Raw genomic sequence first — 21,562 nt, 5'->3', positions numbered from 1 at the left:
GAAAACCTTCTTAAAATCTAATCTATATAAACAAGAGGTGGTTGCATGGAATGGAAAAATATCGAGTTAGACGACAGAGAAAGACTCAATGAATTTTTACTAGGAAGGTTTCAGACAGGTGACCTTACCTTTACAAACCTTTTTATATGGAGAATAGGAAAAAATCTAAAATACAAAATCAATGACGATATATTATATATAAAAGGAACTGAAGATAAAAGTGAATTTTATTATATCCCGCTACCTAAACATGGGGATTTCAGAAAAATAAAAAAACAAATATCAGAGCTCTTAAAAGTCAATACAGTGATACGTGCTGTTCCTGAGGGAGTGAGAATACTTCTTGAAGATTACTTTTCATTTCAAGAGGAAAGAGACAGATTTGATTACCTTTATAAGGTGGAAAAACTTATAGAGTTAAAAGGAAGAAAATTTCACAATAAAAAAAACCAGGTAAACAGATTTGAAAAAATATATGATTTTTCATATGAAAAAATAGACAGTACAAATATAAAAGAGGTAATGGACTTTGAAGACAAATGGTGTCAAGACAGAGAATGCAGTATCTATAAGGGGCTAGACAAAGAAAGCCTTGGGATAAGAGAAATCTTTGAAAATTATGAATCTCTTTATCTCAAGGGGGGACTTCTTAGGGTGCAGGGAGATATAGTCGCTTTTTCCATAGGAGAAGAGATTACACCAAATACAGGGCTCATACATATAGAAAAAGGAGATATAAAATACCAAGGAGTATATCAGGAGATGAACAAAATTTTTCTAAAAAAAGAATTTTCACATCTAGAATATGTAAACAGAGAGGAGGATCTAGGTATAGACGGAATCAAAAAAGCAAAAGAATCCTACAACCCTGCAATGTTATTAAAAAAATATATAATTACAGGTGAAAAAGATCTCAAAATTGAAAAATCAGTCAAAAAATGTTAAAATACCTGGTAAATTCTAAAATCGGAGGATAAAATAAATGGTTATAAAGCCTAAAATCAAGGGAAGTCTTGCACTTAACTGCCATCCTGTAGGATGTAAAGAGGAAGTTTTAAATCAGATAAAATATGTGGAAAATTCTAAAAAATACAAGGGTGCCAAAAAAGTACTGATAATCGGTGCCTCATCAGGATACGGACTGGCCACAAGGATATCTTTGGCTTTCGGAGGTTCAGATTCCGATACTATAGGGGTTTCCTTCGAAAGAGAGGGTTCAAAGAGAAAAGTAGGAAGTGCCGGATGGTACAGTAATATCTGGTTTAGAGAAGAAGCAGAGAAAAAAGGTCTTATTGCAAAAAATATCCTCGGTGATGCTTTTTCCCACAACATGAAAGAAGAAGTAATAAAATATATAAAAGAGGAATTCGGAGGAAAGATAGACCTTCTGGTTTATTCTCTGGCCTCTGGTATGAGAACTGATCCTGACACAAACAAAATCTATAAGTCAAATCTCAGACCTCAGGGGGAGTCACTCACTGGATTTACTTTTAATGTGGAAAAAGAAAGTATGGAAGAGGTAACTCTATCTCCTGCCACAGAAGAGGACCTTACCAATACCGTAAAAGTAATGGGAGGAGAAGACTGGGAGCTATGGGTAAAGGCCCTTATAGAAGCAAATGTTGTCTCTGAAGGATTTAAAACCATGGCTTACTCCTATATAGGCCCTGCTGTAATGGAGGGAATTTATAGACATGGAACTATCGGTTCTGCCAAAGAACATCTTGAAAAAACTGCACGTGACCTTGATGAAGTTTTAAAAGATGAAAAATCAGGAGAGGCCTATGTAGCTGTAAACAAGGCAATCGTAACAAAGGCCAGCGCCTATATACCTATATTTCCATTGTATGCCTCTGCACTTATGAGAGTCATGGAGGAAAAAGGTATCGAAGAAAATGCCATTGAGCACACTCACCGACTCTTTGCAGACATGGTTTACGGAGATAAACCAGAATTTGATTCTGAAAAAAGAATGAGACCGGATTCTTGGGAGCTTAGAGACGATGTGCAAGAAGAGGTTCTAGAGATCTATAAAAAAGTTACAGAAAACAATTTTAAAGAACTTACAGATTTTGATAAATATAAGACTGAATTTTTAAAATTAAACGGCTTTAAGGTTGAAGGAGTCAATTACGAAGAAGATGTCGATCTAGAAGAACTGTCAAAACTTAAACCTTAATTATTTTCTAAAAAAAGTCCCTACTGGGACTTTTTTTATTTTTTTCTAATATTTTTTTAAAATAACAAAAGGATAATAAAAAAAGTATGGTATATTTACTATTGGACTTTTAAAAATTGATTTCTATAGGGGAGGTGGAAAGTATAAAAATACACTGCGTCAGATTAAATAAGGGAGATGATATAAAAAATTTCATAACTAATTATTTGGCAGAAAAAAGTATCCAGGCAGGAGTGGTACTATCCTCTGTAGGTTGCGTTATAAATGGAAGAATAAGACTGGCAGATGGAAAAAGTATAAGAGAATTAGAAGAAAGGTTAGAGATTATATCTATCAACGGCACCCTTTCTCCAGACGGAAACCATCTTCATATCTCTTACAGTGATGTGAAAGGGAATGTCTTTGGAGGACACCTAGTTGAAGGAAATATAATAAATACAACATGTGAACTTGTTATAGGGGAGTTCAGCCAGTATTCTTTTAAGAGGAATTTTGACAAAAAAACAGGATACAAAGAAATCGAGATAACAAAAGGGGAGTGAGCATTATGTCTAGTAAAAGACATGTCACAAAACATGATATAGAAATGTATATGTGTGAAAAAATATCTAAAAGAAAATTAAAAGCACTTAAGGATAAATTTAAAAAAGAGATTTTACTGGAAAAAGAGGAGTTAGAAAAATACCGACTGACCTATGAAAAATATGTTTATGAAGATGAATTAAAAATTTATAATGAGAGAAATGAAAAAAACATAGAAATTTTAGATGCACTTCAGAAAATATTTCCTGAAGATATAGAATTATCCCAATTAAGTATTTAAGCTGTGGCCGAAGCCACAGCTTTTTTTATAATATTATTTTGTCTTTATCTATAGCCTCTATACTATGTGAACCTGTCAGAATCATTCCCTGATAAAGCTGAGATTTTATAGTTTCCAGTATAGTTTTTACACCTTCCTGTCTACCCCCTATAGATCCCCATATCACCGGTCTTCCTATAAGAACTCCTTTAGCACCTAATGCTATGTACTTTATGACATCAGCTCCCTCTCTGACATTTCCGTCAGCAAGAACTATAATATCATCTCCTACAGCTTTGACTATATCTTTTAAAACTTCACATGGAGCCAGAGTATGGTTTAAGACTCGCCCTCCGTGGTTTGAAACTACTATTGCTGAAGCTCCTGCCTTTACACAAATCTTAGCTTCTTCCACTGAAAGAACACCCTTTACTATAAAAGGAAGCTCTGTAGATTCAATAAGCTCTTTTAACTCTTCCGGAGTTTTAGGGCCTACAGGCTGACCGAAAAGTTTCATTGTCACAAGTCCAGCTCCATCTATATCAACACCTACAGCCAAAGCACCTGCTTCTTCTGCCATTTTTATTCTGTAGATAATCTCACTATTTTCTCTGGGTTTTATTATGGCTATTCCTTTTCCTTTTGATTTTTTCAGGGCCTCTATACCATGTACATAGCAGCTCGAATCCCCGGTATCTCCTATCATGGCTATTGTTCCTGCATCTATAGACCCAAATACAACATCATTTATATATTCTTCATCAGTTACACTTCCACCCATGTTAAATTTTGTTCCTGTGATAGGAGCTGTTATAACAGGAATGGATAATTTTTCACCAAAAATAGAAAAAGAAGTGTTCGGATTTGTTGCACTGTGAAGAGTTTTCATGGACAATTTTATATTCTTCAATTTTTCAAAGCTTCTCTTGAAAGATTCTCCTGTTCCTGCTCCTCCCATTCCCGGAACTTGACCAGCACACCAAACCCCGTTGCACTCGGTACATAAATTACAAAACCCCTTCATCTTCCCTCTAGCGTTTGATCTTACTTCTCTTAGTTCCATATAACCTCCCTAAATTAATGTTGAAACACTGTTAAAAATTTTCCAAAATTAAAAACATATCCTTAAAAAAAGTCTATCTCACATAATAAATTATGTCAAATAACAAAAAAAAATAATAAAAAATACCTTTAATATACATAGTAAATTTATAGTTTTGAGCTTAATTGTGTCCTAATGAAGCGCACCTGTTCAAAAAAAATACGTTGACAAATTTTACTCTATGATGTAGTGTTAAATTAGCGTTGTGATTAATTTTTGCAACATTTAAATATTTAACTATAATATTAAGAAGCTAAATTTTTTATCCAGGCTTCGACTTAGTTAAAAATTTAATTTTACACTTAAAAATATTATAAAATAATTTTAAAAGGAGAGTGATTTTTAAAATGGTAAGCAGAACGGTGGAGATTAAAAATGAAACTGGTTTACATACAAGACCTGGTAATGAATTCGTAACTATGGCAAAAACTTTCGATTCAAAGGTAGAGGTTGAAAATGAAGCTGGTAAAGTTGTAAAGGCAACATCTCTTCTAAAAGTTCTTTCTCTTGGTATAAAAAAAGGAGCTAAAATAACTGTTCACGCTGAAGGATCAGACGCTGATGAAGCTGTTGAAAAACTAGCAACTCTTTTAGCAAACTTAAGAGACTAATTAATAGACAATTAAAATTAGAGGGTACTATGTACCTTCTAATTTTTAGATAATATCGCTGATAACTTGATGAAGAAGGAGAATTTACAGATGAGAAAATTTATCAAAGGAATAGATGCTTCCCCGGGAGTTGCGATAGGTAAGGTATACCTTCATAAAGAAATAGAGCTAGTGATCAATACTGGAGATATAGAGGATACAGAAAAAGAAAAAGAAAGACTAATCACTTCTAGAGACAAATCAAAAGAACAGCTTACTGAGATAAGAAAAAAGACTGCTGTTAAATTAGGAGAAGACAAGGCAGCTATTTTTGATGGTCATATTACTCTTTTAGAAGATGAGGATCTATTTGACGAAGTTGTAGAACTTATAGAAGATGAGGAAATCTCTGCAGAGAATGCTTTGTCACGTGGGATAGAATCTTATTGTGAAATGCTCGGAAACCTTGAAGACGAGTACCTTAGAGAAAGAGCTGCAGATTTGAGAGATATAGGTAACAGATGGCTGCACAATTTATTGGGACATGATATAGGAGACCTTAGTTCACTAGAGCCTAATACAGTTATCATAGCCAAAGACCTTACCCCTTCTGACACTGCTCAGATTGACCTTGAAAATGTCCTAGCATTTGTTACAGAGATAGGTGGAAGAACAGCTCACTCATCTATCATGGCCAGATCATTAGAAATCCCTGCCGTTGTAGGAACTGGAGATGTATGTAGTCATGTAGAAGGCGGAGAGACTATCATAGTAGATGCCACTACAGGAGATATAATAATCCATCCTTATGATGAGGAGATCTCTCAATACGAAAAGAAAAGAGAAGCTTTTATAGCTGAAAAAGAAGAACTTAAAATGCTTATAGATAAAGAGGCCGTTTCTATTGACGGTGTAAAAGCCAATATGTGGGGAAATATAGGAAGTCCAAATGATGTAGCAGGACTGCACAGAAATGGTGCCGAAGGAATCGGACTTTACAGAACTGAATTTCTTTTCATGAATAACGATAGATTTCCTACTGAGGATGAACAGTTTGAAGCATATAAAACTGTTGTAGAATCACTTGAAGGTAAGCCTGTAACAATCAGAACTATGGATATTGGCGGAGATAAGGCTCTTAGCTATATGGATCTTCCAAAAGAAGAAAATCCATTTTTAGGATGGAGAGCACTAAGAGTATGTCTAGACAGAAAAGATATATTAAAAACTCAGTTTAGAGCACTTCTCAGAGCATCTGCTTTTGGATATGTTAAAATCATGCTTCCTATGATAATCTCTCTTGTTGAAGTGAGACAAGCAAAAGTTATTTTAGAAGAGTGTAAGACAGAATTAAGAGAAGAAGGAATAAAATTTGACGAAGATATTCAGTTCGGTATAATGGTAGAAACTCCTGCCGTTGCCATGAGAGCTAAACATTTTGCAAGAGAGGTTGATTTCTTCTCTATCGGTACAAATGACCTCACTCAGTATACTCTTGCTGTAGACAGAGGAAATGAAAATATTGCACATCTGTATGATCCATTTAATCCTGCTGTACTTCAGGCGATAAAAATGGCTATTGACGGAGCTCATGAAGAGGGTATCACAATATCTATGTGTGGTGAATTTGCCGGAGATGAAAAAGCTACTCCAGTTTTATTAGGAATGGGACTAGATGCATTTTCAATGTCTGCCATTTCTATACCTAGAGTAAAGAAAAACATTATGAAATTAAATAAAAAAGAATGCGAATCTTTAGTTGAAAAACTTTTGGATATGGGTACTGCTGAAGAGATAAAAATGGTTCTCGAAGAGTTTATTTCAAATAAATAATTTTAATCAATTTTTCCTCCCTGAAAAGGGAGGATTTTTTAATTTCACTTCAAGTATTTGTGCTTTTTTTTGAAGCTTTATGTATTTTTGATGACTATTTTTGATTGTTTTTGAATTATTTTGGTTGATTTTTTTTAGAAGTTAGTGTATATTTTAAATGAGGAGTTGATAAAATGTTAAGTCAAGAAAGGTATGACATAATATTAAATCTTTTAAAAAATAAAGAGATTGTAAAAATGAAAGAGATCGTTGACACTTTAAATATTTCAGAATCAACGATCAGACGTGATTTAAGTTATTTAGAAAAAAACGGACTTCTTAAAAGAGTCCACGGTGGAGCTACCTTACCTGAAAATTCTTATGAAGCTGATTTCGACACTAAAAATATACAAAATAAATTTGAGAAGGATAAAATAGGTGAATCTGCTTCTAAAATCGTTTTAGATGGTGAATGCATCTTTATCGATGCAGGAACAACCACAGAAAGAATCATAAAATACCTCCATGGTAAAAATGTCACTGTGGTAACAAATGGTGTCACCCATATACCTGAGCTCATGAAATACAATATAAGAGCTTATCTAACAGGTGGAAAAATAAAAAATAATACAGGGGCTCTCGTAGGAGTAGAAACCGTCGAATCCCTGAGAAAATACAACTTCAACAAATGTTTTATAGGGGTCAACGGAATAACCTTAAAGACTGGTTATACAACACCAGATATAGAAGAAGCAGAGATAAAAAGAGAGGTAATAAAACAATCTCAGAAATCTTATATCTTAGCTGACTTCAATAAATTCGGAAAGACCTCTTTCGTTTCATTTGCCCAACTAAAAGAATGTACAATAATAACAGATAAGCTTCCCCCAGAGGAGTATCGAAAAAAAACTAAAATAAAGGAGTGTTAGTATGATATATACCCTTACTCTCAACCCATCTTTAGATTATATAATCCAATTAAAATCCTTTCAGGAGGGAAAAGTAAACTTAAGTGAAAGTGAACACAAACTTCCAGGCGGAAAAGGAATAAACGTTAGCCAAGTTTTAAAAAACTTGGGGCACGAGTCTGTCGCCCTTGGATTTTTAGGAGGATTTACAGGAGATTTTATACACAAAGAACTTCTGAAAAAAGATATAAAATGTGATTTTATACAGTTAAAAGAGGATACCCGTATAAACGTAAAAATGAAAAACAAAAATGTAGAAACTGAGATAAACGGGAATTCCCCTAAAATAGGCGAGGATAAAAAAGAAGAGCTTTTTAAACAGCTAGAAAAACTGGAAAAAGGCGATATCCTAGTAATGGCAGGAAGTGTTCCTTTGTCTTTTGAAAGTGATATCTATGAGAAAATCCTGGCAGCTCTCCCAGAAGGCGTAAAAGTAATACTGGATACAAAGGGTAAAGCTTTGGAATCTGCAGTTAAAGCAAAACCATATTTAATAAAACCAAATCACCATGAGCTCGAAGAACTTTTTGATGTAAAAATACAAAATAAAAATGAGCTAATAGAGTACGGACAAAAACTCCAGAAAATGGGGGCAAAAAATGTGGCTATCTCCATGGCTGGTGACGGTGCCTTCCTTATTACTGAAGATGCAGTTTACTTTGGGAATGTCCCAAAGGGAGTAGTTATAAATTCTGTAGGTGCCGGGGACTCCATGGTGGGAGGATTTACTGCCGGGATAGCAGAGGGCTTAAGTATAGGGGATTGTTTTAGCAGAGGGATAGCAGCTGGAAGTGCTTCAGCCTTTTCAAAAAATTTATGCACTCTTTCAGAAGTAGAAAATTTAATAAATGAGATAAAAATAGAAAAAATAAACTAGTGAGGTGAAAAAATGAAAATTTTAGATTTATTAGAAAAAAATACCATGGTTATGGATCTAAAGGGCGATACAAAAGAAGCTGTTATTGACGAACTTATAGAGGCTCTAGATAAATCCGGAAAATTATCTGATAAAAATGCCTATCGAGAAGCAATATTAAAAAGAGAATCCCAGTCCTCTACAGGACTCGAAGAAGGAATAGCTATTCCCCATGCAAAAGTGGCGGCAGTTAAAACACCTGCTCTTGCCTTTGGTCTTCACAGATCAGGAGTAGATTATGATGCTCTTGACGGTGAACCTTCTCAGTTATTTTTCATGATAGCTGCATCAGAAGGAGCTAGTGATTCTCATATAGAAACTCTTACAAAATTAACCACTTCACTTCTTGATGATGATTTCAGAGAAGCCTTGTTAAAAGCTGAAACAAAAGAAGAGGTAGTATCAATAATTTCCAAAAAAGATTCAGAAGAAGAAAGTTCAGAAGAAAACAATGTAATGGATTCAGAGGAAAAAGGATTTTTACTGGCAGTAACTGCCTGCCCTACGGGAATTGCACACACATACATGGCTGCTGATTCCCTCAAGAAGAAAGCCCAAGAGATGGGAATAAATATAAAAGTTGAGACTAACGGATCAACTGGTATAAAAAATCCTCTGACTAAAGAAGAGATAGACAATGCAGCGGCTATAATTATTGCAGCTGACAAAAAAGTAGAAATGGATCGATTTGATGGAAAATTTCTTCTAGAAGTTCCTGTAAAAGAGGGTATAAGAGACCCTGAAGGTCTTATAAAAAAAGCTTTAAATAAAGAAGCTCCTGTGTACAAGGCATCAGGTGAAAAAAGCAACAGCTCTTCGTCTGGTGAAAGAAAAGGTTTCTATAAACACCTTATGAACGGAGTTTCTAACATGCTTCCTTTCGTTGTTGCTGGTGGAATCCTGATTGCCATATCCTTTATGTTTGGAATAAAGGCATTTGATCCAAATGATCCTACATTTAGTCCTATAGCAAAATTCCTTATGGATGTCGGTGGGGGAGGAGCTTTTGCTCTTATGATACCTATCCTTGCAGGATTTATCGGTATGTCTATAGCTGACAGACCTGGATTCATGCCTGCTATGGTCGGTGGTTTTATGGCTGCCAACCAAGGTGGAGGTTTCTTAGGTGGTCTAATTGCCGGTTTCATAGGTGGATATATAGTTCGTGCAGTAAAAAAAGCTACAAGTGGAATGCCACAAACATTAGAAGGCTTAAAACCTGTCCTTATTTTCCCTATTTTAGGACTTCTCTTTACTGGACTTGCTATGAAAATTATATTGATACCTGTAGTTTCTATTAATGCAGCTATGGCAAACTTCCTGACTAATATGGGTACAGGAAACCTTGTTCTTATGGGAATAGTCCTTGGTGGAATGATGGCTGTAGATATGGGCGGACCTGTAAACAAAGCAGCATTTACATTTGGTATAGCCGCCATCGAATCTGGAAACCTCGCTCCTCATGCTGCTGTTATGGCAGGAGGAATGGTTCCCCCTATAGCCATTGCACTGGCAACTACATTCTTTAAAAATAAGTTCTCTCTTCAAGAGAGGGAATCTGGACTCACAAATTACATCATGGGTGCTTCATTCATAACTGAAGGGGCAATTCCTTTTGCCGCTGCAGATCCTGGAAGAGTTATCCCGGCGTGCATATTAGGTTCGGCTGTAGCAGGTGGATTAGCGATGATGTTTGGTTGTGAATTACCTGCTCCTCACGGAGGTTTATTTGTTATCCCTCTTGTAAAAAATGCAGCGATGTATTTAGTTGCCATTATAGCCGGTTCTTCACTAGCGGCACTTCTTATCGGTACTCTCAAGAAACCTTTAGAGAAATAACATTAGTGATTTAACTATAAAAGCCGTGGTCATTACCACGGCTTTTATTATACTTTTACACTTTTTGCAGCTAAAACTCCCGTAGAACACGCAGCCTGTATGTTAAATCCTCCTGTGTCTCCATCAATATCAAGAAGTTCCCCTGCAAAATAGAGCTTTTTTACAAGTTTTGACTCCATAGTTTTCTGATTCACCTCTTTTAGTGAGACCCCTCCTGCTGTAGCCATAGCCACATCAAAATTACCAAGTCTAGATATTAAGAATTCATGTTTTGACAGTTTCTTTGTTAGAAGAACTCTATCTGCTTTAGAAAGTTCCCCGAGTTTTACATTTTCATCAATATCATGCATCTTAAATAACTTTTTCAAAAATCTCTCAGGAATATTATACCTAGAAAAAAATCTTTTTATACTTTGCTTGCCATTTGTTTTAGAAGCCTCTATAATCTCCTCTGAGATATCTTCCAGTTCTTTTCCTGTAAAGTTAATAAAAAGAGTATCCCCCTTTAGAAAATATCGTGAAAAATCAATAATTCCAGGTCCACTCAGGTTACTATGGGTGAAAAGTACGTCTCCGCAATGCTCCTTAACCTTCTTATTTTCCCTGTAAAGTTCTATTTTTACCTTTTGAAAAGATACACCTGAAAGATCTGCATATGGGTAATCATTTACATATACAGTTGTTAAGGCAGGTCTAGGAGCCTCTATACTGTGCCCAAACATCTGAGCTAACTTGTAGCCATCTCCCTCTGATCCCGTTGCCGGGTATGACTTCCCTCCTGTAGATATAAGTAAATTTTTTCCAGAAAACATCTCTTTATCAGTTTCAATTTTAAAAGTCTCACTTTTTTTCTCTGATGAAATCACCGAATTATTAGTAAAAATATCCACCTTTAATTTTTTCAGCTCTTTAATCAAAAGATTCAGAACATCTGTAGATCTCATGGTTTCAGGAAATATTTTACCATTTTCCAGAGCCTGCATCTTCAGTCCCTTTGATTCTATAAAATCAATTAAATCTTCTGGCTTATAATTGTATAAGGCATTTTTTAAAAATTTCCCGTGGTCGCCGTATCTATTTAAAAAATAGTTAATTTCACCCTGATGTGTTACATTACATTTTCCAGAACCTGCCACGAGTATTTTTTTACCTATATTATTTTTTTTCTCAATAATGGCCACACTCATATTTTTCTTTGCAGCGTATATGGCGGAAAAAATCCCAGCCGGACCTCCACCTATTACAATTAAATCATATATTTTCAACTTTAGCCTCCGCTTATAAAATATTCAAACAAAATTATACCCTTTTAACCAAAAAAATTCAATATTATAGTTTTTCCTGGGACAAATTTAATTTTCCAACGGGTTATCAAAAGAAAATCAGGCTCAAGCCTTTTATTTGAAAAGACGTGAGCCTGATAAAATTTATTTATATTTAGTCGTTTAATTTTAAGACAGATACAAAGGCTTCCTGAGGAATTTCAACATTTCCTATTTGCTTCATTCTCTTTTTACCCTCTTTTTGTTTTTCTAAGAGTTTTTTCTTTCTTGTGATATCTCCACCATAACATTTTGCAGTTACATTTTTTCTAAATGCTCTGATAGTTTCTCTAGCTATAATCTTTGCCCCTAGTGCTGCCTGTATAGGTATCTCAAACTGCTGTCTAGGAATAATTTCTTTTAGTTTTTCACATATCGCCCTTCCTCTAGAAGATGCGTGATCTGCATGGGATATGAATGAAAAGGCATCTACCGGGTTACCTGATACCAGTATGTCCACTTTTACAAGTTTAGATTCTTTATATCCTATCATCTCATATTCAAAAGATGCATAACCTCTTGTTCTAGATTTTAACTTATCGTAAAAATCTATTACTATTTCTGCCAAAGGCAGTTCGTAGGTTATCATGGCTCTGTTTTCGTCGATATAATTCATATCGATAAAAACTCCTCTTTTCTCCTGGCAAAGTTCCATTACGTTACCTACATAATCTTTTGGAACAAGGATGTTTCCTTTTATAAAAGGCTCTTCTACAGCTTTTTTACCGCTTCCTGCCTCTGGAAATTCGCAAGGGTTATCAATGGTATATGAACTTCCGTTTTCCATATGAACCCTGTATTCAACTGACGGAGATGTAGATATAAGATCTATGTTATACTCTCTTCTCAGTCTCTCTACTATAATCTCCATATGAAGTAATCCTAAGAATCCACATCTGAAACCAAATCCTAGAGCCAGTGAAGTTTCCGGTACAAAGGAAAGAGAAGCATCATTTAGCTGAAGTTTTTCAAGGGCATCCCTTAAATCAGAATAATCATCTGTTGATATAGGATACAATCCTGCATAAACCATCGACTGGGCAGGTCTATAGCCCTGTAGAGGTTCTGCACAAGGTTTCTTGGCATGGGTAATAGTATCTCCCACTTGAGTATCCTGTATTGTTTTTACCCCTGTAATTATATATCCTACTGAACCTGAGCTTAGTTCACCTGTAGATTTCATAACAGGTGAGAAAACTCCACATTCTAGTATTTCCAATTCTTTTCCAGTTGACCAGATTTTTATTTTATCACCTTTTTTGATACAACCGTCAAGTACTCTCACATAGGTGATTACACCTCTATAGTCATCAAAATGTGAATCAAAGATAAGAGCCTTTAAGGGTCCTTCCTCTTGATGTTCAGGAGCAGGTATTCTCTCTATTATCGCTTCTAAAAGCTCCTCTATACCAATTCCCGCCTTTGCAGAAGTAAGAACAGCATCGTCAGCAGGTAAACCTATAACATCCTCTATCTCATTTTTTACTTTATCCACGTCAGCTGCAGGAAGATCTATTTTATTTATTACAGGTACTACCTCTAGGTCATTTTCAAGAGCCAGATAAACATTGGCAAGAGTCTGAGCCTCTACTCCCTGGGCAGCATCAACAACTAGAATTGCCCCTTCACATGCCGCAAGGGATCTTGAAACTTCATAAATGAAATCTACGTGCCCCGGAGTATCTATTAGATTTAATTCATATCTATTTCCATCTTTTGCATCATAATAAAGAGTAACAGCCTGAGCCTTGATAGTGATTCCCTTTTCTCTCTCAAGATCCATAGAATCTAAAACCTGAGCCTTCATATCACGTTCTGATACAGTTCCGGTTACTTGTAGCAATCTGTCAGCTATTGTAGACTTACCATGATCTATATGTGCAATTATCGAGAAATTCCTCTTAAACTTTTGTAACACCTTAAGTCCTCCTATCAAAATCTAAATTTTCACACCATATTATAAAGGAAACTATGAAAAAATGCAAATAAAAGTAAAGCTTCAACCCTTTACTAAAATCAAAAATACTCTTCTTTTTTGATGAGAATTTTCAATTTAATAAATTATTAGTTCTTTTTCAGATTTAAAAGGCTTAATTTTGAAATAAGTGTTGATTTTTGATATGTGTTGGTTTATACTATTATTACCAGTTATGAATATGGCAATGATATGTCTTAGCCGCAGTTTTTAATTCCCCATTTTAAACTAAAAAGACTTTGCCATAAGTTTTTACCCCAAAAAAGGAACCTTCGGGTTCCTTTTTTGATTCTTATCTATTTTTTAATTCTAATATCCATTTGAAAAAAATTTTGATAAATTACTGACTTTATCCAAAGTTCCGTTACTTTTCCTTGATGAAAAGCACCCCAAGGGCATTTCCTCCCTTCGGTCAGGGCATAACCAAAAATCAAGGCCTGTGAAAAATAAGCTAAATGCCTTCGGAAATCTAAGTAAAGTAATGATACTCAGAAAGCAAGTTTCTGAGAACCAGAAAATATACTCGTATAACTCGTTATTTTTTGGCTACTCGCTACGCTCAAACAGTTGATTTTTTCTAGAGATTTCTTTCAGTCATTCTTAACGCTTATTTTATCAATGGCCGAAAGAATTTCAAAAGATTTAAAAAAATTATTTAAAGATTTTAAATTCCCCTTTAAAAAATACCGTTGAGAAATCATCTTGTGAAATCCACTTTCATTGAAATAAGGAGGTTTACCGAATGTATTTCAATAGAAAGTTAGTTCAGAAGGGATTTTAGGGATTTTTTAGGGGTGCCTTTTCTTTGGTTACTTTCTTTGGGCAAGCAAAGAAAGTAACACAGCTTTTGGATAAAGTCAATACTTTAATTTGAAAAAAAATACAACTTATATTATTTGAATTCACGAGCCCTTTCTTCACCTTTTATGACTCTTAAGGCACCGTAAGCTAATGCTTCTAGTTCCTTTTCCCCGGGAAATATCTCAACAGGGGCTACCCATTCTACCCTTTCTTTGATCCAGGAAGTTATCAAATCAGAATATGCAATCCCTCCTGTGATTATAATCCTGTCTACCTTTCCCTTTACAACAGCAGTAAGCTCACATATTCCTTTAGAAACCTGATATGCCATTGCTTCATAGATAAGTTTTGCATATTCGTCACCATTTTTTATTCTTTTTTCCACTTCAAGAGTGCTTATGGTTCCCAGATAAGAGATCAGTCCCCCTTTTCCTCTGAGCTTTTTTTCCATCTCATCCTTATCATATAAATAACACATAGCGACCAAGTCCTTTCCCGGGATTCTCCCTGCCCTTTCAGGAGAAAAAGGACCTTCGTCATCTGATACAAGGTCAGTCATCCTTCCCTTTTCATGAACAGCAATGGTTATCCCTCCACCTAGATGAGCAATTATAAGATTCACATCATCATAATTTTTATCCATATTTTCGGCACATTTCATTCCTACCGCCCTCATGTTCAGAGCATGGACAAGGCTTTTTCTGCTTATATCCTTCATGCCGGAAATCCTCGCAATATCTGTCATCTGATCTGTTGAAACTGCGTCATAGATAAATGCCGGTATATTTTGTGGTTCAGCCAGTTTAAAAGCTATTACTCCCCCCAAATTTGATGCATGGTCCACCAAGGGATTATTCATCAGCTTTTCCACCATGGCCTCATTTATTCTGTATGCACCAGGTTCTAAAACAGAAACTGGTCCGCCTCTGGCAACAATTGCAGAAAAAATATCTAACTGGAAATTATTTTCACACAGCATCTTTTCGATCTCTTTATATCTCATCTCATATTGATCTGTAATTTTTTCAAACTTAGACAACTCTTTTGATGAATGTTCAATATTTTTTTCCAATAAATTTTTTTTATCTTTATACACTGCTACCTTTGTCGAAGTTGAACCGGGATTTATAGCCAGTATATATTTCCCCATATCTTCCTCCCAACTTACAAATTAAAAGTCAATTTAAAACATAGCCGAACATATAACCAGAGATAAATATTTTTGCTCTGAAGATGCACCTCTAGAAGTAAGAGCTATAGGAACTTTTGCTCCAATTATAAACCCTGCCATCCTTGCCTTTCCAGAATAAACCAAAGATTTTGACAAAATGTTTCCTGTGGTAATATCCGGTGCTAAAAGAATATCAGCATCACCTGCTACAGGACTTTTGTATCCCTTTATATTGGCTGATTCCATCGATATTGCCAGATCGTAAGAAATAGGTCCTTCGATTATACAGTTTTCTATCTCTTTATTTATGTACATATTTTTCAAGGCTTCTCCGTCAAGAGTTTCTTTCATTTTAGGATTTACTTTTTCAATTGCTGCAAGCACTGCTACTTTTGGATTTTCATAACCTAAAGACAAAAAAACCTCAAGGGTATTCTCTAATATCTGTTTTTTTTCTTCTAAACTGGGACAGATTACCATACCACCGTCACTTACAGCCAAAATTTTATGATATGTAGGTATTTCCAAAATAGAGACATGAGACATTATTCGACTTTTACCAAGTCCGTTTTTTTTGTCAACCACAGCTTTCAAGAGATCGGATGTCTGAATTTTCCCTTTCATCATAAAGTCCGCCTTCTTACCTATTATTATCTCTACACCTTTAGATGCTGCAAAAGTATCTGATTCTGCGTCAATAATCTCATTTTCTTTTTTTTCAAAGGATATTTTTTTAAAAGTTTTTTTATTTTATTTTTATTTCCTATTAAAACAGACTTTAATATCCCGTCTTTTTCAGCTTTTTTTCAGAGCTTCTAATGTATGCAGATCGTCTGCACAGACAACAACAACTCTTTTGGGTTTGTGACCTTTTTTTATTTTTTCTATGAGTTCTTCAAAATTTTTAATGACCATAGACTCTCCTTTTTTTTATTTTCAATCATAAAAAAATTCCTGCACCAATAGATTATATATCTAATGATACAGGAAAGAATATTAAATTACTGCTAAATTTTACAAAATAATTAAACTTTTATTTTATCTTATGAAACTCTTTTTCCCTTTTAGAGAAAGTAGTCACATATTTGAATCCTGCTGTATCTAGAGCCTCTATAGCCTTTGAATAGTTACTCATTACCCTCTCAGCAACATGGGCATCACTTCCTATGGTGATTATCTCTCCTCCCATTTCCCTATATAACTTTAATATATCTAGAGTGGGATTTATATTTGCAGACTTATAAAAAAGACCTCCGGTATTTATCTCAATACCTTTGCCGTTGTTTATCACATGAGATAAAAGTTCCCTTAAAACATCTTGAGATTTCTCCAACTTATGATCATGGGCCTTGAGGAAATATCTTCTTATAAGGTCTATGTGTCCTACCACATCATAATCATTGTATTGTTTGAAAACACTTAGCATCTCATGAAAATATCTTGTAAAAAACTCATCTATATTCTGAGTCTCAGGATCCATACTGTATAAATCTTCGCCTTCTAGACAGTGGGCAGATGCTATGATAAAGTCAAACTCATGGTTTTTGGCGTATTTTATAGTTTCCTTTATCTCTCTGTCATTTCCCTGAATACCCATCTCAACACCCATATATAGGTCTATTTTTTTACCATAAATTGATTTTATTCTCTCAAACTCACTCTTATAAGCATCATAATCTAATTCAAACTTCAACTCTTCATGGGGATAGTTAAACTCCATATGTTCCGTAAAACAAAGTTTTTTACCGCCCTTTTTTATGGCCTCCTCTACTATATTACTCATCTTTTCAGTTGAATCATCTGAAAACTCCGAATGTATATGATAATCAAACATATTAGTTCTCCTCCCTAAGGTATATAGTATAATTCACAGTCTGAAACAATTTTTAAATTATAATAAAATAACATTTTTTTTCAAATATGTCCACCCTACAGTGGTTTCAGGCAGATATTCAATAAATAAATACAAACTAATCATTTTTTTAAATTGACACATATAAATTTAAGAGATAGAATTATGTTTAGGCAGAAGTTTTTTTATTTAGATTTAAGTATGATAATAATTTAATTTGAAATCACATAGAGTTTGGAGGATAAAAATGATCGTTAGACTTGGAAAGATTGAAGATGTAGAGGGAATAAAAAATCTCTATAAAAATGCCGCCTATGAAGGAAGCGGACTTCCTATATTAAAAAATGAAATAACCCGTGAATATGTAGAAGGATTTGTGAAAAAAGCCATAGACAGCGGAATCATAGTGGTAGCAGAAGTAGAAGGAAAAATAATCGGTGAACTACACGGTTGCAGAGAAAACTTTTATCTTTTTGACCACGTAATAAGTGATATCAATATAGCAGTACTTCGGGAGTATAGGGGCATGGGATTAGGAAAATCTCTTTTTAAATATTTTTTTAAAAAGGTAAACAAGATGAAAGATATTATGAGACTTGAAGTTTTAGTCCGTGAATCCAATCCAAGAGCTATTTATTTTTATGAAAAAGTCGGGTTTATAAAAGAAGGCCGTTTAAGAGGAAGAATCAAAAATTTCCGAGACGAACTAGAATCGGATATTATGATGGGATGGGTGAAAATATAGTAGGCATAAGCCTACTTTTTTTATATCTATTTTATTAAAATAAGATTAAATATAAATTAATTGTATAAGCTTATTAAAAACATTTTTATACAAAATAATGAAAAAATATTTCTAAATAATCTGTGATAATTTAATTGTATTAAAAAAAAGTACTTAATTCCATATATTTCCTAATAAATAATACAGTGTTTTTTTGAAAAATTTATGAAAAAAATTACTTAAATATATTTTCAGGTTATTTTGTATTGATATTGTATATTAATTTCGACTTTCTCAGGAATAACAAACCTTTTATTTAAAAGCTCTACAGAAGTGATGTCCAATTAGGCATATAAAAATAGTATTGACATAACAAAAAAATGATATATAATATGTAACCATAAGTGAAAAATAAATTTTACATTAAATTATAAAAGTTCATTAAGCGTGAAATTTAATTTTTAATTTAATATAAATTAATTTTTTAAAATTTTAGAAAGAGGTGGTTACAGTGAGTAAAAAAAATAGAGGAGAGTGGGGCTCGCGTGTTGGTTTTATAATGGCTGCGATAGGCTCTGCTGTTGGACTTGGTAACATATGGAGGTTCCCATATACAGCTGCAAGCAATGGTGGAGGAGCATTTCTGATTCCTTATATGGTCGCACTTCTTACTGCGGGAATTCCTATTTTGATCTTAGAGTTTGGATTAGGGCACAAGATCAGAAGTAGTGCACCTGGGGTATTTAGATCTCTTAACAAAAAATGGCAAGCTTTCGGATGGTGGCAGACAGCTATATCCTTCGCTATAACTGTTTATTATATGGTAGTAATAGCATGGGCGATGAGTTATCTAAAATTTGCATTTACAACTGGATGGGGTGAAGACACAAAGGGATTCCTGTTTGGAACTTATCTTAACCTTTCAGATTCCCCTCTGCATTTAGGAGGACTTAACCTTAAAGTTGTTATACCTCTTCTTATAATCTGGGGAATTAATTTCATTGTACTAAGAATGGGTATCAAAGGCGGAATAGAAAAAGCAAGTAAAATCTTCATGCCTTTACTTGTACTTAGTCTTATCGCTATCACAGTAAGAGGAGTAACTCTTCCTGGAGCTGCAAAAGGACTAGAGTATTTCTTTAAACCTGATTTCAGCAGACTGGCAGATCCAAAAGTTTGGGTCGCTGCATACGGTCAGATATTTTATTCTTTAAGTATCGCTTTTGGAATAATGCTTGCTTACTCAAGCTATCTTCCTAAAGATTCTGATATCGTTAACAACGCATTTATAACAGGACTTGGAAACTGTAGTTTCAGTATTCTTTCCGGTATAGGGGTATTTAGTATCTTAGGATACATGGCTCATACTCAGGGAGTAGAAGTTAGTGAAGTTGCAAGTGCAGGAGTAGGACTTGCATTTATTGTTTTCCCAAAAGCAATCAGTGCTCTACCTGGAATGAACTCTCTGTTTGGAGTGACTTTCTTCCTTTCACTATTATTTGCAGGTATATCTTCTAGTATTTCTCTTGTTGAGACAGTACTTTCTGCTATAATCGACAACTTTGGTATGGAGCGTAGAAAGGCCCTTAATATAGTGGTTTTAGTAGGTCTTTGCACATCACTTATATTTGCAACTGGAGCCGGTCTTTACATCTTAGACATAGTTGATCACTATATCAATAACTACGGTGTTGCCGTTGCCGGTCTTATAGAGATAATCCTTCTTTCTTGGTTCTTTAACCTTGAAAGTATAAGAGAATATGTTAACCCTTTATCAGATTTCAAAATCGGTAAATGGTGGAACTTCTGTTTGAAATTCCTGACTCCTGCTATCCTTGGAGTTATGACAGTTAAAAATATCATCGGTGATATTTCTTCTCCTTATGAAGGATATTCTATGAATGCTATTGCTTTATACGGAGGCGGATTTATGCTTGGAACAATTTTACTTGCTGTAATCCTACCTAAGTTTGTAAAAGTAAATGACAAAACAGAAACTGAGAAGGAGGTATAATTATGAGTACTAGTTCTATAATAACTGCTGCAGTAAGTATCTCTATCCTTTGGGGTGGTTTCGGTTACTGTCTCTATATCGCTATGAAGAAATAATTAAATAACACAAAAATAAATCCCCCTCTGTATACAGAGGGGGATTTATTTAAATTTCAAAAAAACTTTCTAAAAATCTCCCTACTCCGTCTTCATCATTGGAAAGAGCCTTGTGCATAAAATGCTTTTTAAGCTCTTCAGGAGCATTTTCCATAATAACCCCTATACCCGCCATGGAAAGCATCTCAAAATCATTATACCCGTCTCCTATAGCCAATAAGTTATCTGAAGTCAGATTGTTTTCCTCTAAGAGGAAGGAAAGTGCTTTAGCCTTAGATGAGTCTCTGTGCATTATCTCCAAAAACATAGGATTTGAAAATGCCTTATAAAGCTGGTCCCCAAATTTATCATCTAGAACATTGTATATATCCATAAGTATCTCATTTTCCCCTATATACATCATCTTGGTAAAGGCGATATTTTCTAGCTGATGAAAATCAACCAGAGTTTCATTTAGTCCGGTTCTATTTTTGTATTCTCTTGCTATATCTGTCATCTCTGGAAGAACCCATTTATTGTCGATAAAACCATGATGATAGGTGTTAAATTCTTCTCCCACTTTTACCAGTTCAAGGCCTGTCTCATGGTCTAGTGTGTTTTTCCATACAGGATTATGATCTTTATCATAGACAACTGCCCCGTTATAGCAGATTGCCTCACCATTCAACCCTATTTCCTTATAGAATCTTATCATGGCCTCATAGGCCCTGCCAGTTGTAATTACAACCTTAATTCCATTTTTTTCCAGTTTTCTTAAAACATCGGCATTTTTAGGGGAAACCTCATGATTTGAATTAAGAAGAGTTCCGTCTAAATCAATTGCCACAATTTTTATCTTATTTTTAACATCCAAAATATATCCTCCTATTTATTACAAATATATAAATAACCTAAGTTACTCTTTTATTTCAATTAAACTATTGAATTTATAAGGATTCGTTACTTTTCTCTTGAAAGAAAAGTAACCAAAAGTTCAAGCCTGTGAAAAATCAGCTAAATAACCTTGAAAATCCAAGAAAAACTCGAAACTCGCTACGCTCAGACAGTCGATTTTTTCTAAGGATTTCACTACGGTTATTCTTAACGCTGATTTTGTCAATGGCAAGGGAAAAGAGACCGAAAACCTCTCGCAAAAGAAAGCGTATATAGTTTGGTTTTAACTCTGTGAAACTCTCTCTTTTTCTCTGTGCAACATACACTTTTATGATCCTCTGTGGCCAAAAGGTTTATCCTTATTCGTGTTAATTTTTTTTGAATTTTATCGGTTTTCATTCGTGACAAAATCCTTTGACTCTAATATTCTTATAAATTCAGTAATTTATCAGCAATAACTTCAAATAGCCGCTTAACTTAAATACTAATATATAAGAGTAAAGTTTTCAAGCTTCTTCACAAATTTA

The 21,562-nt window shown here is 34.5% G+C and carries 19 protein-coding genes; 12 read left to right on the top strand and 7 right to left on the bottom strand.

Annotated elements, in window-relative coordinates; all coding sequences use genetic code 11:
* The first annotated feature begins 45 nt into the window (after window positions 1–45).
* The 4 genes from ILYOP_RS03820 to ILYOP_RS03805 all read left to right on the top strand — a co-directional run bounded on the left by ILYOP_RS03820 (window position 46) and on the right by ILYOP_RS03805 (window position 3,002).
* Window positions 46–945: a DUF2156 domain-containing protein gene (locus tag ILYOP_RS03820; RefSeq protein WP_013387204.1), complete on the top strand. Its 900-nt coding sequence runs from the start codon at window positions 46–48 to the stop codon at window positions 943–945.
* 37 nt (window positions 946–982) lie between these two features.
* A complete protein-coding gene (gene fabV / locus ILYOP_RS03815; RefSeq protein WP_013387203.1) occupies window positions 983–2,179 on the top strand; it encodes an enoyl-ACP reductase FabV in 1,197 nt (398 codons plus the stop codon).
* Window positions 2,180–2,313: 134 nt separating this feature from the next.
* A complete protein-coding gene (locus tag ILYOP_RS03810; RefSeq protein WP_041921121.1) occupies window positions 2,314–2,721 on the top strand; it encodes a PPC domain-containing DNA-binding protein in 408 nt (135 codons plus the stop codon).
* A 5-nt stretch (window positions 2,722–2,726) separates the two neighbouring features.
* Entirely contained in the window at window positions 2,727–3,002 is a 276-nt protein-coding gene (locus tag ILYOP_RS03805; protein ID WP_013387201.1) for a hypothetical protein, read from the top strand.
* Between the two features lie 25 nt (window positions 3,003–3,027).
* Here ILYOP_RS03805 and ILYOP_RS03800 read toward each other — a convergent pair whose 3' ends face one another.
* Window positions 3,028–4,044 (bottom strand): alpha-hydroxy-acid oxidizing protein, encoded by a 1,017-nt coding sequence (locus ILYOP_RS03800; RefSeq protein ID WP_013387200.1) that lies wholly within the window; start codon window positions 4,042–4,044, stop codon window positions 3,028–3,030.
* A gap of 386 nt (window positions 4,045–4,430) precedes the next feature.
* On the opposite strand from ILYOP_RS03800, the gene ILYOP_RS03795 reads away from it, so the two are divergent.
* The 5 genes from ILYOP_RS03795 to ILYOP_RS03775 all read left to right on the top strand — a co-directional run bounded on the left by ILYOP_RS03795 (window position 4,431) and on the right by ILYOP_RS03775 (window position 10,208).
* Window positions 4,431–4,694: an HPr family phosphocarrier protein gene (locus ILYOP_RS03795; RefSeq protein WP_013387199.1), complete on the top strand. Its 264-nt coding sequence runs from the start codon at window positions 4,431–4,433 to the stop codon at window positions 4,692–4,694.
* 90 nt (window positions 4,695–4,784) lie between these two features.
* Complete coding sequence (ptsP, locus tag ILYOP_RS03790) at window positions 4,785–6,506, top strand: phosphoenolpyruvate--protein phosphotransferase (protein ID WP_013387198.1); 1,722 nt, start codon at window positions 4,785–4,787, stop codon at window positions 6,504–6,506.
* A 173-nt stretch (window positions 6,507–6,679) separates the two neighbouring features.
* Window positions 6,680–7,414 (top strand): DeoR/GlpR family DNA-binding transcription regulator, encoded by a 735-nt coding sequence (locus tag ILYOP_RS03785; RefSeq protein WP_013387197.1) that lies wholly within the window; start codon window positions 6,680–6,682, stop codon window positions 7,412–7,414.
* 1 nt (window position 7,415) lies between these two features.
* Window positions 7,416–8,330, top strand: coding sequence for a 1-phosphofructokinase (gene pfkB, locus ILYOP_RS03780; protein ID WP_013387196.1), 915 nt, complete (start codon window positions 7,416–7,418; stop codon window positions 8,328–8,330).
* A 12-nt stretch (window positions 8,331–8,342) separates the two neighbouring features.
* The gene (locus ILYOP_RS03775) at window positions 8,343–10,208 is read left to right on the top strand and encodes a PTS fructose transporter subunit IIABC (RefSeq protein WP_013387195.1); all 1,866 of its coding nucleotides are present in this window, start codon (window positions 8,343–8,345) and stop codon (window positions 10,206–10,208) included.
* 47 nt (window positions 10,209–10,255) lie between these two features.
* On the opposite strand, the gene ILYOP_RS03770 is transcribed toward ILYOP_RS03775, so the two are convergent.
* From ILYOP_RS03770 to ILYOP_RS03750, 5 genes are all read right to left on the bottom strand, one after another.
* Window positions 10,256–11,473, bottom strand: coding sequence for a BaiN/RdsA family NAD(P)/FAD-dependent oxidoreductase (locus tag ILYOP_RS03770; protein ID WP_013387194.1), 1,218 nt, complete (start codon window positions 11,471–11,473; stop codon window positions 10,256–10,258).
* 172 nt (window positions 11,474–11,645) lie between these two features.
* Window positions 11,646–13,448 (bottom strand): translation elongation factor 4, encoded by a 1,803-nt coding sequence (lepA, locus tag ILYOP_RS03765; protein ID WP_013387193.1) that lies wholly within the window; start codon window positions 13,446–13,448, stop codon window positions 11,646–11,648.
* A 949-nt stretch (window positions 13,449–14,397) separates the two neighbouring features.
* Entirely contained in the window at window positions 14,398–15,456 is a 1,059-nt protein-coding gene (buk, locus tag ILYOP_RS03760; protein ID WP_013387192.1) for a butyrate kinase, read from the bottom strand.
* A 33-nt stretch (window positions 15,457–15,489) separates the two neighbouring features.
* Complete coding sequence (locus ILYOP_RS03755) at window positions 15,490–16,176, bottom strand: phosphate acyltransferase (RefSeq protein ID WP_280985343.1); 687 nt, start codon at window positions 16,174–16,176, stop codon at window positions 15,490–15,492.
* 334 nt (window positions 16,177–16,510) lie between these two features.
* Window positions 16,511–17,311, bottom strand: a complete 801-nt coding sequence (locus ILYOP_RS03750; protein ID WP_013387191.1) for a histidinol-phosphatase HisJ family protein — start codon at window positions 17,309–17,311, stop codon at window positions 16,511–16,513.
* A gap of 265 nt (window positions 17,312–17,576) precedes the next feature.
* Here ILYOP_RS03750 and ILYOP_RS03745 point away from each other — a divergent pair, with 265 nt between their 5' ends.
* The 3 genes from ILYOP_RS03745 (at window position 17,577) to ILYOP_RS15625 (ending at window position 20,162) form a co-directional block, all read left to right on the top strand.
* Window positions 17,577–18,074, top strand: coding sequence for a GNAT family N-acetyltransferase (locus ILYOP_RS03745; RefSeq protein ID WP_013387190.1), 498 nt, complete (start codon window positions 17,577–17,579; stop codon window positions 18,072–18,074).
* A gap of 481 nt (window positions 18,075–18,555) precedes the next feature.
* Window positions 18,556–20,067, top strand: a complete 1,512-nt coding sequence (locus ILYOP_RS03740; protein ID WP_342633605.1) for a sodium-dependent transporter — start codon at window positions 18,556–18,558, stop codon at window positions 20,065–20,067.
* A 2-nt stretch (window positions 20,068–20,069) separates the two neighbouring features.
* Complete coding sequence (locus tag ILYOP_RS15625) at window positions 20,070–20,162, top strand: MetS family NSS transporter small subunit (protein ID WP_013387188.1); 93 nt, start codon at window positions 20,070–20,072, stop codon at window positions 20,160–20,162.
* A gap of 49 nt (window positions 20,163–20,211) precedes the next feature.
* On the opposite strand, the gene ILYOP_RS03735 is transcribed toward ILYOP_RS15625, so the two are convergent.
* The gene (locus ILYOP_RS03735; RefSeq protein WP_013387187.1) at window positions 20,212–21,015 is read right to left on the bottom strand and encodes a Cof-type HAD-IIB family hydrolase; all 804 of its coding nucleotides are present in this window, start codon (window positions 21,013–21,015) and stop codon (window positions 20,212–20,214) included.
* Window positions 21,016–21,562: the final 547 nt, after the last annotated feature.

The sequence above is a fragment of the Ilyobacter polytropus DSM 2926 genome, assembly GCF_000165505.1.
In the GTDB taxonomy this organism is placed as follows: Bacteria; Fusobacteriota; Fusobacteriia; order Fusobacteriales; family Fusobacteriaceae; genus Ilyobacter; species Ilyobacter polytropus.
This window is presented reverse-complemented; position numbering and strand designations above follow the sequence as displayed.